The following is a 13,810-nucleotide window of genomic DNA, read 5'->3' as shown; positions in this document are numbered from 1 at the left end:
GTGTCTCACGTTGGGTTAGAAACAAGGGTGGGGGTGGAAATAAGGGCGGCCTGAAGGTCGGCCAGAATGTCGTCGGGATGTTCCACGCCGACCGACAGCAGGATGCGGCCGTCGTCCGTGGCCGTCGCCGCGCTGCGCAGGCCGCCGAGGCCGCCGTCGCGCTGGAACAGGGTCAGCGCGGCGAGGAATTTTTCGGCGGCGGGCCAGGCGAACGCCACCAGCCCGCCGGCGACGCGCAGATCGCGCGCCTCCGGCCGCAACGTCAGCCAATCGGCGACACGCGCGGCGTTTTCGGCATGGGCGCGCATCCGCAGCGGCAGGCTTTCGAGACCTTGCAGAATTTGGAACACGGCCATCGGGCTGATGGCGGCGCCGAAATCGCGCAGCACGCCGCCGCGCGCCCGCGCGATCAGCGGCGAGGCGTTCCATTGCTTCACCACCTCGGTCCAGATCGCGCCGTGATAAGACGGGTCGGGCGTGTAAAGCGTGGGGAAGCGGTGCGACTCCCAAGAAAATGTCCCGGCGTCGACCAGAACCCCGCCGAGAGAGCCTTCGCGCCCGGTCAGCCAAGAGTCGGCGGCGTAGATCACGATGGCGGCCCCCTCCTCCACCGGGCGGACCAGCGCGGGCAGGCGCGAATTGTCGATCGCCAGCGGCACGCCGAGGGCGCGGCCCGCCGCCGCGACGGCGGCGATGGGGAAGCGCTGCAGGCCCGGCGCCGAAACGCTTTCGGCGAACCAGAGGCGGGTGCGCGCGTCGGTGGCCGCGGCGAAATCCGCAACCGTTTCCGCCTCGCGCGGCTCGATGCCGAACCGGCGCAACTGGATCGCCAGATCGCGCCCGGCGCCGCGCAGCGTGGCGCGCGCGAACACCACATTGTCGCCGGTCTGCGCCAGCGCCAGCAGGGCGTCGGCCACCGCCGCCGCGCCGGAAGCGAGAGCCAGCGCCGCCTTGCCGCCTTCCATCGCCGCCACCCGGCGCTCCAGCACTTCGCGCGAGGGATTGCTGGTGCGGGTGTAGGTGTAGCCGATCACCTCCATGCCGAACAGGCGGCGGGCGTAGTCGGCGCTGGGGTAATGGTAGGAGGTGGTGAAATAGATCGGCGGCGCCGTCGCCCCGGTGACGGGATCGGCGCGATGGCCGCCATGCAGGGCCAGGGTTTGCGGATGCAGGCTCATTGAACGGGATTCCAGACCGAGGGAGACACGATGTCGCCGCTCCATGTGTAGAGCGCCAGCAGCGGCGCGGCGCCGGCGCGCATGGCGTGCGGCTGGTTGGCGTCGTGCAGGATGAAGGCGCCGGGCGGGCGCGCGGCGCCGTTCCATTCGGCGGCCCCGGTCAGCACATGGTAAAGCTCGACCGCCGGATGGCTGTGGCTGGCGTAATGCGCGTGCGGGCCGATCAGGGTGAGGCCGAGGCAGACCTCGTCGCTGTGAAACGGCGCCGCCGGCCCGACGAATTCCGCCCAGCCCATGTTGCGATGCAGATCGGGCAGATCGTCGCGGGGCGCATAGCCGTAACGCCAGGGCAGCCCCTCCGCCAGCGGACGCAAGGCGGCGGCGATGTCAGGTGCGTCACGGTCCAGTCCGGCCAGAGTGGCGGCAAGATGTTGCGTCAGCGGATGCGCCGTGGCGACATAGTCCGTTTGTTCGACCGACGCCCGGTCGAGCAGCGCCTGAACATGCGCGGCCTCCGCCGCCGCAGGCCCTTCCGCCCGTTCGAGCCGGTCGCGCAGGCGGCGCACCAGATCGGCGAGTCCGACGCTCATGCTTTCGGCTCCGAAAGCAGCGCCGCCACGGTGTGGCCGATGCGCCGCCCGCTGCGGTGCAGATCCCAGGCTTCGGGGGCGTCGAGCTGATAGGAGCGCAGGTCGCGTTCGATCGACAGGGCGTCGCGTCCGGCCTGTTCGAAATTCAGATCCGCGAAGGCGGCTTCGAGCACTTCGACCGGGTAGAAATGGAACGGCCCAAGCCCCTGCCGCCGCCACTGCGCATAGGAGGCGATGACATCGTCGGCGTCGGCCTGGGCCTTCCACCAATAGCCGACGAAGCTCGCCGCATGGCCGGCGGCCTCGGCCATTTCGACAAGGACGGCGAGCGGCGGCCGGGCGCCGATGGTGGAGAGCACCGCCCCGCCCGGCTTGAGAAAATCATGGGCCTGGACCAAAGCGAGATAGTGCAGCGCCAGCAGCCAGTCGCGCACCGGACCCGGCAAGGCCTCGCCGCGTGGGGCCAGGAAGGCCGCGCTGGTCTTGTCCGCCTCGACAGCGGCGGCGTCCGGCGCCGGCAGGTTGGGCAGGTTCTCGTAAATCAGATCGAACTTTGCGCCGCCGCCCCGCAACGGCGTGAGCAGATCGCCAGCGCCGGCGTGCAAGGCGATCTCATGGCCGGGCGCGAGGTTGCGCCGGACATTGGCGGCCGCAACGTCCACGATATCGGGGAAAAGATCGGTCAGGCCGATCACCTCCGCGCCCAGCAGTTCGACCGCCGCGAGGGCGTCGACGCCGGCGCCGGTCCCCAGCGCGCAAAACGCCTTGCAGGCCTCGGCGCCGCGACGGGCGCGCAAGATTTTCAGAGCCGGCGCGGCGACGCTGGCCACCCAGTCGCGTTGGCGGTCCTCGACCTGCGGCCGCCAGGCGCGGTCGGCGACGGCGATGCTCACGCGCGGGCGAACCCGGACAACCTCGGCGACCTCCAGATAGGGCGCGAAGTCGAGCGACAGCGACGGGGATGGGGCGATGGCGTTCATGAAGGCAGACCTCCGGGCGGTCAAAAACTGTTCAACCGCTCCTGACCGAGCAGGCGGAAATTGTGGGAACTGAGGGGGAGAGCGCGGCGCCGGCGTTGGGAGCAGACGGGACCGTCAATGTTCGTCATGGCGTCTCTCAGGCGCCTCCAGGCCAAAGCGGCCGTTTTCTGAGGAGCGCAAAGCCAGACATCGAGCGATTCCCATCAAAACCAATTGCAACATACCCATGTCTTAGGGCGACTAATCATGTTTGTCTATAATTTATGTCATCTAATTTCCCAAGCCGGCTCTGCCCCCTTTGGGGACCGGCTGACGCAGCAGGCCTTGGCGCCGCGTCATGCTTAGTTTAGTATATCTGTAGAATTTAATTCGACAGAGGCGACCCTCATGCACATCGACTGGGCGCAGTTCACGCCCGCCTCCGCATTGGCCGGCGGCGCGCTGATCGGGCTGGCGGCGGCGCTGCTGCTGCTGCGCGAGGGGCGCATCCTCGGCGCCTCCGGCATATTCGCCGGACTGGCGCGCCCCAAGGCAGGGGATCTGGACTGGCGACTGGCCTTCGTCGCCGGCCTCGTCGCGGCGCCGGCGCTGGCGGCGCTGCTGTTCGGCGTCGCGGCGCCGGCGATCGCCGCCGCGCCTAACACGCTGATCGTCGGCGGCTTGCTCGTCGGCTTCGGCGCGCGGCTCGCCAACGGCTGCACCAGCGGCCACGGCGTCTGCGGCCTGGCGCGGCTGTCGCCGCGCTCGCTGGCGGCGACTCTGACCTTCATGACCGCCGGTTTCGCCGCTGTGTTCGCATCGCGGCATCTGCTGGGGTGAGGCGATGAAACGGATCGTCCCGTTTGTCTCGGGCCTGCTGTTTGGCCTCGGCCTTTGCCTCGCCGGCATGACCGATCCGCACAAGGTGCTGGCGTTCCTCGACCTCGCAGGAAACTGGGATCCCTCGCTGGCGCTGGTGATGGGCGGCGCCTGGGCCGTGGCTTTCGTCGCGTTCCGCTGCGCCGGGCGCGGCCCGTTCGCGCCCGCCCCGGCGACGCCGAAAACCATCGACGGCCGCCTGCTCGGCGGCGCCGCGATTTTCGGCCTGGGCTGGGGGCTAGTGGGCCTTTGCCCCGGCCCCGCGCTGGCCGATCTGGGGCTTCTCGACGGACGCGCGCTGCTGTTCGCACTGGCGATGGCCTCGGGCGTGCGCGCCGCCGATTTCGCGCTCGCCGAGGCGCGAACCGCGCGGCTGACGGCGGAGGACGGGTGAGGCCATGGCGTTCGAGATCCTGAACTCCCCGCCCCCGTTCCGCCAGATGTCGCCGGCGCGGCGCGCCTGTTGCGCGCTGGCGCTTCTGGCCACGCTGGCCTTTCTGGCCTGGGCCTGCGCCACCGTGCTGGAGGCGCGGAACAAGGCTCAGATGCCCGCGCCGTCGAGGAACAGATCCTCGCTCGCCTTGGCCTGGGTGACGGAGGCGCCGGCCGGCACGCTGTGGGTGAGCCAGACATTGCCGCCGATGGACGCGCCCTTGCCGAGGGTGATGCGGCCAAGCACCGTGGCGCCGGCGTAGATCACCACATCGTCCTCCAAAATCGGATGGCGCGGATAGTTCTTCAGCAATTGCCCTTCGGCGCCGGTTTCGAACCGTTTGGCGCCGAGCGTCACCGCCTGATAGAGTCGGACATTGCTGCCGATGATGGTGGTTTCGCCGATCACCACGCCGGTGCCGTGGTCGATGAAAAAACCTTCGGCGATCTCGGCGCCGGGATGAATGTCGATGCCGGTTTCGGAATGGGCCTTTTCCGCCACGATGCGCGCCAGCATTGGCGCGCCGAGCCGGTAAAGCTCATGGGCGAGGCGATGGCGCACGACCGCCGCGACGCCCGGGAAGCAGAACACCACCTCATCGACGCTTTTGGCGGAGGGATCGCCATTGTAGGCGGCGAGAATATCGGCGTCAAGCAGTTGGCGCACGCGCGGCAGGTTTTCGGCGAATTCATGAATGATGCGCGTCGCATGACGAGTGAGCGCGTGCGAAGCCCCCTCGCGCGCGGCGGCGAGCCGAAGCTCCAGCTCGATCTGGCGGCGCAGGCTGGCGAGGCTTTCCGACAGTTTCAGCGCCACAAAGGAATCGACCTCGCGGGCGCGCAGGCCCGACGGGCCGAAATGCCGGGGAAACAAAGCGGCCACCAGCCCCTCCACCGCCGCGACGGTTTCCGCGCGCGACGGCAGATTGGGCGGCGTCCCGCGATAGCGCCGCATCTGCGATGCGGCGCGCAGGGCCTGCAGGTCGGCGACGATCCCTTCGATCGCCAGATCGTCGCCAACCTCCTCAAACCCGACTTCAACGCGGTTCACGCGGCGAGACCCTTTTCATTGAACAGGCCTTCGAACAAAGCCGAAGACAGGTAGCGCTCCCCCGAATCCGGCAGGATCACCACGATGGTCTTGTGGGCGTTTTCGGGCTTCTTCGCCAGGCGCACGGCGGCGGCGACGGCGGCGCCGGAGGAAATGCCGGAGATCACGCCCTCCTCGCGGGCGAGGCGGCGGGCATAGTGAATGGCCTCCTCATTGCCGACCAGTTCGACCGAATCGATCAGGTTGAGATCAAGCACGCCGGGAATGAAGCCGGCGCCAATGCCCTGGATCTTGTGCGGGCCGGGCTTGATTTCGAGGCCGGCGCGCTTCTGGGTGATCACCGGGCTGGCCTCCGGCTCGACCGCCACGGCCTGAATGGTCTTCTTCCCTTTCAGGAAGCGCGAAACGCCGGTGATGGTGCCGCCGGTGCCGACGCCCGCCACCACAATATCCACGGCGCCGTCAGTGTCGTCCCAGATTTCCGGGCCGGTGGTCTTCTCGTGAATGGCGGGGTTGGCCGGATTCTTGAACTGCTGCAGCAGCACGTAGCGATTCGGATTGGAGGCGGCGATCTCCTCGGCCTTGGCGACGGCGCCGGCCATGCCGCGCGGCCCCTCGGTCAGCACCAGCTTGGCGCCGAAGGCGGTCAGCAGCTTGCGGCGCTCCAGGCTCATGGTCTCCGGCATGGTGAGGGTGAGCGGAATGCCGCGCGCGGCGGCGACGAAGGCCAGCGCGATGCCGGTATTGCCCGAGGTCGGCTCGACCAGCTCCTTGCCGGGGCCGAGCAGGCCCTTCTGCTCGGCGTCCCAGATCAGCGCGGCGCCGATGCGGCATTTCACGGAATAGGCGGGATTGCGCCCCTCGATCTTGGCCAGCACCGTCGCGGGCGCATGGTCGATGACGCGGTTGAGGCGCACCAGCGGCGTATGACCGATCGAGTGGGAATTGTCTTCAAACCATTTGGGCATGGCAGGCTCCATTGCGTCGCTTACGACAAATTTATTCTATGGAACTTATCAACTTTTTTTCTCACAGCAAAGCGCCGCTGGCCGTTTCGCCGATTTTTTTCTCGACGTCGACGATGCGTTGTCGGCGGCGCGCCGCAGCGACAGCGCCGGACGATGACAGTAATCGAGTTGCATGTTTCGATGTTTAGCGTTTTTATGGAAATTATTTTTTGATTTCCATCAAAATGAAACCGCTTGCCCAGATGAAAATCTGACCATAAACCTTTGCATCAGGCGAATGAATCAGAACAGAGAATGATTTTTTCTTTATATAGATAAATTTTCTCTGCGATGATGCCGTCTTTGCTTTTACGCGAGGATCTTATGTCCGACGATGTTGAAATCCGTAGAACCTTGAGCGAGCCCGCCGCAAGGCAGCTCGCCAACGCCACCAAGACCAGGGCGCAATGGTCGGGCATCACCCCGCGCTGGCTGGTTTCGTTCCTGCCCTGGACGCCGGTGGAGGCCGGCATCTACCGCCTCAACCGCGTCAAGGAAGGCGCGGTCCTCACCGACGCCGACGTGCAGTGCTCGCCCGCCCGCGACCGTGACGCCGACCTCCCCGAAACTTTCGTCGATTACGAGGACGCGCCGCGCGAATATTCGCTCAACGCCGTCACCACCGTGCTCGACGTGCAGACCCGCGTCTCCGACCTCTATTCCCACCCCTACGACCAGATTCAGGAGCAGTTGCGCCTGCTGATCGAGAAGGTGAAGGAGAAGCAGGAAAACGAGATCCTCAACAACGCCGACTATGGCCTGTTCGCCAACGTCGATCCGCGCCAGATCATTTCCACCCGGACCGGCGCGCCGACCCCGGACGATCTCGACGAGCTGATCACCAAAGTGTGGAAGGAGCCGGCGTTCTTCCTCGCCCATCCGCGCGCCATCGCGGCGTTCGGGCGCGAATGCACCCGCCGGGGCGTTCCCCCGCCAACGGTCACCCTTTTTGGCGCGCAGTTCCTCACTTGGCGCGGCCTGCCGCTGGTGCCGTCAGACAAGCTGCCGGTGGATGAGAAGGGCCGCTCGAAGATCCTGCTGCTGCGCACCGGAGAAAAGCGCCAGGGCGTGATCGGCTTGTTCCAGCCGGGCATTCCCGGCGAGGTCGCACCCAGTCTGTCGGTGCGCTTCATGGGCATCAACAGGAAGGCCATCGCCTCCTACCTGATCTCGCTCTACTGCTCGACCGCCGTGCTCACCCATGACGCGCTGGCCGTGCTCGAGGGCGTCGAACTCGATAAATATCACGACTACAAGGATACTTACGCCAAGTAGCCGTTCAACCGATCGCGGCGGCGGCGCGCGTCCCGACGCGCCGCCGCTCTCCCCTAGAACACGATGCGTTTCCACGGAAACACATCATGTTCCAGAGTCTTTGTTTTCGCATGATCTTTTCCAAAAACCGGTGTCCACTTTTTGGGATCATGCTCTAGATGGTTGCAGGACAAGATCATGCCGCTCGGCCTTTCCGCGTCTGAAGTTCCGTCTGGCGAAGCGCCGGACTCTCCGTCCCAAGCCTTTCCCGATCCGGCGCTGATCGCCCGCATGGCCAACGCCTTGTTCCAGGCGACGCCGAATCCCGCCAGCGACGAGCCCGGCGTTCCCGTGGCGCCGCCCAGCCCGCTGATGATTCCGGCGCCCAATTTCATGACCGTCGTCGCGCCGTTCACGCCGGCCAATCCTTTAGTGGGGCCGCCGGATCTGCCGCCCTCGACGATTCCATCCATCGCGCCGACGCCAAACCTGACCCTGCCGCACGCGCCGAGCCTGTCCTCCGCGCCCGCCGGCTATGGCGAACCGCCGCTGCCAGGCGCCTCGTTCGGCGCCCTGGGCGCGCCGGTTCCGGTCGGCGAGAGCGCGCAGCTGATCCCGGAAGCGCATCGCGCGCAAAATCCCGAGACGGCCGCGCCTTATTTCCTGGCGGAAACCGCGTTCGCCCAAGCCCCTGCGGCCGCGACGCCCGCGCCGGCGGCCCCCGCCCCTGAAACGAACCCACCCGCGAGCGTTCCCGCCGCTCCGGCCTCCGGCGGCTCGCCGGAAAGCGTCGCCTCCGAAAGCGTCGCGCCCAAGGCCAGCTATTCGTTCCTGGAACTCGATCTTCGCCCGCTGGCCGCGCCGACGCGGAGCGCGGTCGGCTTTCCGCTCGATCCCGAGACGATCAAGCGCGACTTCCCGATCCTTCAGGAGCGCGTTCACGGCAAGCGGCTGGTGTGGCTCGACAACGCCGCGACCACGCAAAAACCCCTCGCCGTGATCGAACGCATCTCGGAGTTCTACAAGCACGAGAACTCCAACATCCACCGCGCCGCCCACGCGCTGGCGGCGCGCGCCACCGACGCCTACGAAGCCGCCCGCGAAAAAACCCGGCGCTTCCTCAACGCCCCCTCGGCGCGCGACATCGTCTTCGTGCGCGGCGCCACCGAGGGAATCAATTTCGTCGCCCAAAGCTGGGGGCGCGAAAACGTCAAGGAGGGCGACGAAATCCTCGTCACCCATTTGGAGCACCACGCCAATATCGTGCCCTGGCAGCAGCTTTGCGCCCAGACCGGCGCGAAACTGCGGGTCGCGCCGGTGGACGACGACGGCCAGATCGACCTCGCGGCCTTTGAAAAGCTGCTGGGGCCGAAAACCCGGATCGCGGCCTTCACCCAGGTCTCCAACGCGCTGGGCACGGTGACGCCGGTGGCGGAAATGACCGCCCTCGCCCACAAGCACGGCGTCTGCGTGCTGGTCGACGGCGCGCAAAGCGTGTCGCACATGCCGGTGGACGTGCAGGCGATCGACTGCGACTTCTTCGTCTTCTCCGGCCACAAGGTTTTCGGCCCCACCGGCATCGGCGCGGTCTATGGCCGCAGCGCCGTGCTGGAAAAGACGCCGCCGTGGCAGGGCGGCGGCAACATGATCGCCGACGTCACGTTCGAGCGCACGCTGTTCAACCCGCCGCCGGACCGTTTCGAGGCCGGCACCGGCAATATCGCCGACGCCGTGGGCCTGGGCGCCGCGCTCGACTATGTCGAGCAACTCGGCCGGCCCAATATCGCCGCCTACGAACACGGCCTGCTGGAATATGCGACCGCGAAAATGCTGGCGGTTCCCGGCCTGCATATGGTCGGCACGGCGCGGGAGAAGGCCAGCGTGCTGTCCTTCGTGCTCGACGGCAAGGACACGCAAGAGGTCGGCAAGGCGCTCGACGCGGAGGGCATCGCGGTGCGCTCGGGCCATCATTGCGCCCAGCCGATTCTGCGCCGGTTCGGGCTGGAAGCGACCGTGCGGCCCTCGCTCGCCTTCTACAACACCTGCGAGGATGTCGATCTGCTCGTGGACGTCCTGCACGGGCTGACGCGCCGATAGACATTTTTCCCGGCGGCCCGGTCGAGGCCGCCGGTCCCCCTCCGCCTGAGCCGAACCGCACAGAGCCGCGCGACGCGTGCGGAGGTCGGCGGCGTCCCCAATGCCCCTTCCAAACCGTGAGCGATGTGATCGCGCCGGCGCCGGGATGGCGCGGAATTTCATGTCCCCGGACGCAAACACTTAGTTGACAAGTTTTATAGATAAAATAATGTTCTTTGCGAGGAGCCGAATCCTCTTCAACGACAAGGAACCGCCATGTCCTCGCGCTTCATTCCTCTCGCCGGCGCCGCCCTGGGCGTGATCGCTTCCGCCGGCCTCGCCCTGGCGGCGGATATCCGCCTACTCAATGTCTCCTACGACCCGACCCGCGAGCTTTACGCCGCCATCGGCCAGTCTTTCGCCGCCAAATGGAAAGCCCAGACCGGCGACACCGTGAAAGTGGAGCTGTCGAACGGCGGCTCGGGCAAGCAGGCGCGCTCGGTCATTGACGGCCTTAACGCCGATGTCGTCACGCTGGCGCTCGGCTGGGACATCACCGCCATCGAAAAGGCCGGGCTGATCAATTCCGGCTGGCAGAACAAGTTCCCCAACCACGCCTCGCCCTACACCTCGACCATCGCCTTCCTGGTGCGCAAGGGCAATCCGAAGGGCATCAAGGACTGGAACGACCTGCTGCGCAGCGACGTGCAGGTGATCACCGCCAATCCGAAAACGTCCGGCGGCGCGCGCTGGTCGTTCCTGTCGCTGTGGGGCGCCTTCGCAAAGGCCAAGACCCACGATTTCTCCACCGCCGCCGGCCAGGCCGAGGCCAAGTCCGCCGCCGATTCCGCCAAGGACTTCCCGATCTACAACGATGAGGAGGCGCGGAAAAAGGTCGCGGAAATCTTCAACAAGCATGTGCCCGTGCTCGACGCCGGCGCGCGCGGCTCCACCGTGACCTTCGCGCAAAAGCAGATCGGCGACGTGCTGCTGAACTGGGAAAACGAACTCTGGCTCGCCAAGGACGAGTTCGGCGCGGACAAGTTCGATATCGTCTATCCCTCGACCTCGATCCTCACGGAACCGCCGGTCGCCGTGGTCGACAAGGTCGTGGACCAGCGCGGCACGCGCAAGGCGGCCGAGGCCTATCTGAACTATCTCTACACGCCGGAAGCGCAGGACGTGATCGGCCAGTTGCACTATCGCCCGCGCGACGTCGCCGCCCTCAACAAATACAGCGCCGAACTGCCGAAGATCCCCTTCTTCACCATCGACGAAACCTATGGCGGCTGGGCCAAGGCCCAGACCACCTTCTTCGCCGATGGTGGCGTGTTCGACCAGTTCTACAAGCCGACGAACTGATTCGACGCTTCGAGAGGACGCGCCGCCCGGCGCGCCCTCCCACGGCTTGCAGGAAGGCTCATGTCACGACATCACCGCGTCATACCGGGCTTGCCGCTCACGCTCGGCTACACCTTGTTTTATCTTTCGGCGCTGGTGCTGTTGCCGCTGGCTGCTCTGGCGCTCAAGGCGGGGCAGATGAGCGGGCCGGAGCTGTATCGCGTGCTCACCGACCCCGTGGTCACGGCGTCGCTGCGCCTGACCTTCGCCGCCTCGACCATAGCCGCGCTCGTCAACGCCGTTTTCGGCCTGATCGTGGCCTGGACGCTGGTGCGTTACGATTTTCCGTTCCGCCGCCTGTTCGACGCCATCATCGACTTTCCCTTCGCGCTGCCCACGGCGGTCGCCGGCCTGACCTTCGCCAATCTGTTCTTGAAGGACGGCTGGCTTGGCGGCGTCGGCGGCCATATCACGGCAGGGATCAATGCGCTGGCGCACACGCTCGGGCTGGGCGCGCCGCTGCCCGCCGACGCGCTGGACTTTTTGACCTTTCCCTATACCGGCCAGACCGGCGGCATCGTGGTCGTGCTGATCTTCGTCGGCCTGCCGTTCGTGGTGCGCACGGTGCAGCCGGTTCTGCTGGAGTGGGACCCCGAATTTGAAACCGCCGCGCGCAGCCTCGGCGCCGATTCCGCCACCATTTTCCGCCGCGTGATCTTCCCCGAAATCCTGCCGGCCTGGGTGTCGGGCGTCGCGCTGGCCTTCGCCCGCGCGGTGGGCGAGTATGGCTCGGTGATTTTCATCGCCGCCAATATTCCCGGCAGGTCGCAGATCGCGCCGCTGCAGATCGTGACGCGGCTCGACGATTTCCAATATGCGCAGGCCGCGGCGATCGGCGTGGCGCTGTTGACCATCTCCCTGCTGGTCCTTCTGGTCATCAACGGCCTCGAATCCTTCTCCCGCCGCCACGAGCGGCAGGCCTGATCGCGGAGTCCCCACCCATGGCCGGAGCGCCCCTCGCATCCACATCCGCCACCCTCAATCGCCGCGCCGCCAACGGCAACCCGCGCGTTCGCGCCCTGCTGATCGCGCTGACGATCGGCTTTCTGTCGATCTTCATCCTCGCGCCGCTGGTCAACGTGTTCGCGCAGGCCTTCGCCAAGGGACTTGACGGCTATCTCGCGGTGTTCTGGCCGCCGTCGCCGCCCGAAGGCGCGACGCTCGGCGTCATTCAGCAACGCAAGCTGGCGGAAGCCGCCGTGCAGAGCGAGCGCACCTGGAGCGCCATCCGCCTGACGCTGGCCGTGGCGGCGGTGGTCGTGCCGCTCAACATCGTGTTCGGCCTCGCGGCGGCCTGGGCGACCACGAAATTCCGCTTTCGCGGGCGCGCGCTGCTGGTCTCGCTGATCGACCTGCCGTTTTCCGTTTCACCCGTCGTCGCCGGCCTGGTCTTCGTGCTGTTGCTCGGCCGCAACGGCGTGTTCGGCGACTGGGCCACCCATCTGTCCTGGCCCGACCCGTTCTCGCTGCGCTGGGTCGGGTTCGACGCCGGCTTTCCGCTCGACTTCGAGCGCGATTTCACCGGCGTGATCTTCACGCCGCTGGCGATCGTGATGGCGAGCATCTTCGTCACCTTCCCGTTCGTGGCGCGGTCGCTGACGCCGCTGATGGAATCGCAGGGGACCGACGAGGAGTTGGCGGCGCTGTCGCTCGGCGCCTCGGGCTGGCGCACGTTTTGGAAGATCACTGCGCCCAATGTGAAATGGGCGCTGCTCTACGGCGTGATCCTGTGCACGGCGCGCGCGTTTGGCGAATTCGGCGCGGTGTCGGTGGTCTCCGGCCATATCGACGTGAACGACACCATGCCGCTGCGCATCGAAAAACTCTGGAACGAATATAACAACCAGGCGGCGTTCACCGTCGCCTCCGTGCTGACGCTGCTCGCCGTCTTCACGCTGGTCGCCAAGACCGCGATCGAATGGAAGACGGCGCGCGATCACGCCACCGCCGAGGGAAAGCAATGACCATTGAAATCCGCAACATTTCCAAGAGTTATGGCGGCGAAAGGATTCTGCGCGACATCGACCTCAAGATCAATTCCGGCGAGCTGGTGGCGCTGCTCGGGCCGTCCGGCTCCGGCAAGACCACGCTGTTGCGGGTGATCGCGGGCATCGAGCAGGCGGACGAAGGCTCCGGCCCGGTGCTGTTCGACGATGTCGACGTCTCCAACGTCGATCTCGGCAAGCGGCGGATCGGCTTCGTCTTCCAGCACTACGCCTTGTTCAAGCACATGAACGTGTTCGAGAACATCGCCTTCGGCCTGCGCGCCAAGCCGCGCCGCGAGCGCCCGAGCGAGGCGCAGATCCGCGAAAAGACGCAATCGCTGCTCGACCTGATCCAGCTTGGCAATCTCAGCCAGCGCTATCCCTCGCAGCTTTCGGGCGGCCAGCGCCAGCGCGTGGCGCTGGCCCGCGCGCTGGCGGTCGAACCGCGCGTGCTGCTGCTCGACGAGCCTTTTGGCGCGCTCGACGCGACGGTGCGCAGGGAACTCCGCCGCTGGCTGCGCCGCCTGCACGACACGATCCACGTCACTACCATTTTCGTCACCCACGACCAGGAGGAAGCGCTGGAAGTGTCCGACCGCGTCGCGGTGATGAACGCCGGGCGGATCGAGCAATACGCCCCGCCGCAGGAGGTCTATGAAAAGCCCGCCAGCCCCTTCGTGTTCAAATTTTTAGGCAATTACAACCTGTTCCACGGCCGCACGCGCGGCGACGAGCCCGGCGAGGCGCTGGTGCGCCCGCATGACATCGCCATCGCCCGGGATCCCAACGCGGCGGGCGCGAGCGCCCGGCCCGGCGTGGTGACGCATATCGGCTTCGGCGGCGCCGTGGTGAAGATCGAGCTGGAAACCGAGGACAAGACCCATGTCGATGTCGAGGTCAGCGCGCCGACCTTCCGCGACCTCAACCTGAAACGCGGCGACAAAGTCTGGTTCGCCCTGCGCAACGCGCAGGAATACGTCCCCGACTTTGTCATCTGA

At 66.6% G+C, this 13,810-nt stretch carries 13 protein-coding genes; 8 read left to right on the top strand and 5 right to left on the bottom strand.

Annotated elements, in window-relative coordinates; translation table 11 throughout:
- Window positions 1–5: 5 nt before the first annotated feature.
- From CFB24_RS16885 to CFB24_RS16875, 3 genes are read right to left on the bottom strand one after another with little or no spacing between them, the layout of a single operon-like run.
- Window positions 6–1,178: a PLP-dependent transferase gene (locus CFB24_RS16885; RefSeq protein WP_206605477.1), complete on the bottom strand. Its 1,173-nt coding sequence runs from the start codon at window positions 1,176–1,178 to the stop codon at window positions 6–8.
- On the bottom strand, window positions 1,175–1,768 hold the full coding sequence (locus tag CFB24_RS16880) for a dimethylsulfonioproprionate lyase family protein (RefSeq protein ID WP_088521815.1): 594 nt from the start codon (window positions 1,766–1,768) through the stop codon (window positions 1,175–1,177). The genes CFB24_RS16885 and CFB24_RS16880 overlap by 4 nt, the downstream gene beginning before the upstream one ends.
- On the bottom strand, window positions 1,765–2,748 hold the full coding sequence (locus tag CFB24_RS16875) for a class I SAM-dependent methyltransferase (protein WP_088521814.1): 984 nt from the start codon (window positions 2,746–2,748) through the stop codon (window positions 1,765–1,767). Before CFB24_RS16875 ends, CFB24_RS16880 begins: the two co-directional genes overlap by 4 nt.
- Window positions 2,749–3,135: 387 nt before the next feature.
- Here CFB24_RS16875 and CFB24_RS16870 point away from each other — a divergent pair, with 387 nt between their 5' ends.
- Together CFB24_RS16870 and CFB24_RS16865 are read left to right on the top strand one after the other, a co-directional pair.
- Entirely contained in the window at window positions 3,136–3,567 is a 432-nt protein-coding gene (locus CFB24_RS16870; RefSeq protein WP_088521813.1) for a YeeE/YedE family protein, read from the top strand.
- A 4-nt stretch (window positions 3,568–3,571) separates the two neighbouring features.
- Window positions 3,572–4,000 carry a DUF6691 family protein gene (locus CFB24_RS16865; RefSeq protein ID WP_088521812.1) on the top strand — a complete coding sequence of 143 codons (429 nt, stop codon included), beginning with the start codon at window positions 3,572–3,574 and terminating at the stop codon, window positions 3,998–4,000.
- 147 nt (window positions 4,001–4,147) lie between these two features.
- Here CFB24_RS16865 and epsC read toward each other — a convergent pair whose 3' ends face one another.
- Window positions 4,148–4,993 carry a serine O-acetyltransferase EpsC gene (gene epsC / locus CFB24_RS16860; RefSeq protein ID WP_088521865.1) on the bottom strand — a complete coding sequence of 282 codons (846 nt, stop codon included), beginning with the start codon at window positions 4,991–4,993 and terminating at the stop codon, window positions 4,148–4,150.
- Window positions 4,994–5,085: 92 nt separating this feature from the next.
- The gene (gene cysK, locus CFB24_RS16855; protein ID WP_088521811.1) at window positions 5,086–6,057 is read right to left on the bottom strand and encodes a cysteine synthase A; all 972 of its coding nucleotides are present in this window, start codon (window positions 6,055–6,057) and stop codon (window positions 5,086–5,088) included.
- 363 nt (window positions 6,058–6,420) lie between these two features.
- Here cysK and CFB24_RS16850 point away from each other — a divergent pair, with 363 nt between their 5' ends.
- The 6 genes from CFB24_RS16850 to CFB24_RS16825 all read left to right on the top strand — a co-directional run bounded on the left by CFB24_RS16850 (window position 6,421) and on the right by CFB24_RS16825 (window position 13,810).
- A complete protein-coding gene (locus tag CFB24_RS16850; protein ID WP_088521810.1) occupies window positions 6,421–7,371 on the top strand; it encodes a family 2A encapsulin nanocompartment shell protein in 951 nt (316 codons plus the stop codon).
- A gap of 177 nt (window positions 7,372–7,548) precedes the next feature.
- Window positions 7,549–9,447: a family 2A encapsulin nanocompartment cargo protein cysteine desulfurase gene (locus CFB24_RS16845; protein ID WP_088521864.1), complete on the top strand. Its 1,899-nt coding sequence runs from the start codon at window positions 7,549–7,551 to the stop codon at window positions 9,445–9,447.
- Window positions 9,448–9,702: 255 nt separating this feature from the next.
- The gene (locus tag CFB24_RS16840; protein ID WP_088521809.1) at window positions 9,703–10,788 is read left to right on the top strand and encodes a sulfate ABC transporter substrate-binding protein; all 1,086 of its coding nucleotides are present in this window, start codon (window positions 9,703–9,705) and stop codon (window positions 10,786–10,788) included.
- 60 nt (window positions 10,789–10,848) lie between these two features.
- Window positions 10,849–11,751, top strand: coding sequence for an ABC transporter permease (locus tag CFB24_RS16835; RefSeq protein ID WP_088521808.1), 903 nt, complete (start codon window positions 10,849–10,851; stop codon window positions 11,749–11,751).
- A gap of 17 nt (window positions 11,752–11,768) precedes the next feature.
- Window positions 11,769–12,791, top strand: a complete 1,023-nt coding sequence (locus CFB24_RS16830) for a sulfate ABC transporter permease (protein ID WP_088521807.1) — start codon at window positions 11,769–11,771, stop codon at window positions 12,789–12,791.
- The gene (locus CFB24_RS16825; RefSeq protein WP_088521806.1) at window positions 12,788–13,810 is read left to right on the top strand and encodes a sulfate/molybdate ABC transporter ATP-binding protein; all 1,023 of its coding nucleotides are present in this window, start codon (window positions 12,788–12,790) and stop codon (window positions 13,808–13,810) included. Before CFB24_RS16830 ends, CFB24_RS16825 begins: the two co-directional genes overlap by 4 nt.

Origin of the sequence: Rhodoblastus acidophilus (assembly GCF_900187365.1) — a bacterium.
GTDB classification, from domain to species: Bacteria; Pseudomonadota; Alphaproteobacteria; order Rhizobiales; family Beijerinckiaceae; genus Rhodoblastus; species Rhodoblastus acidophilus.
Note: the sequence above shows the minus strand (reverse complement) of the source record. Positions and strands in the feature narration are given on the sequence as shown.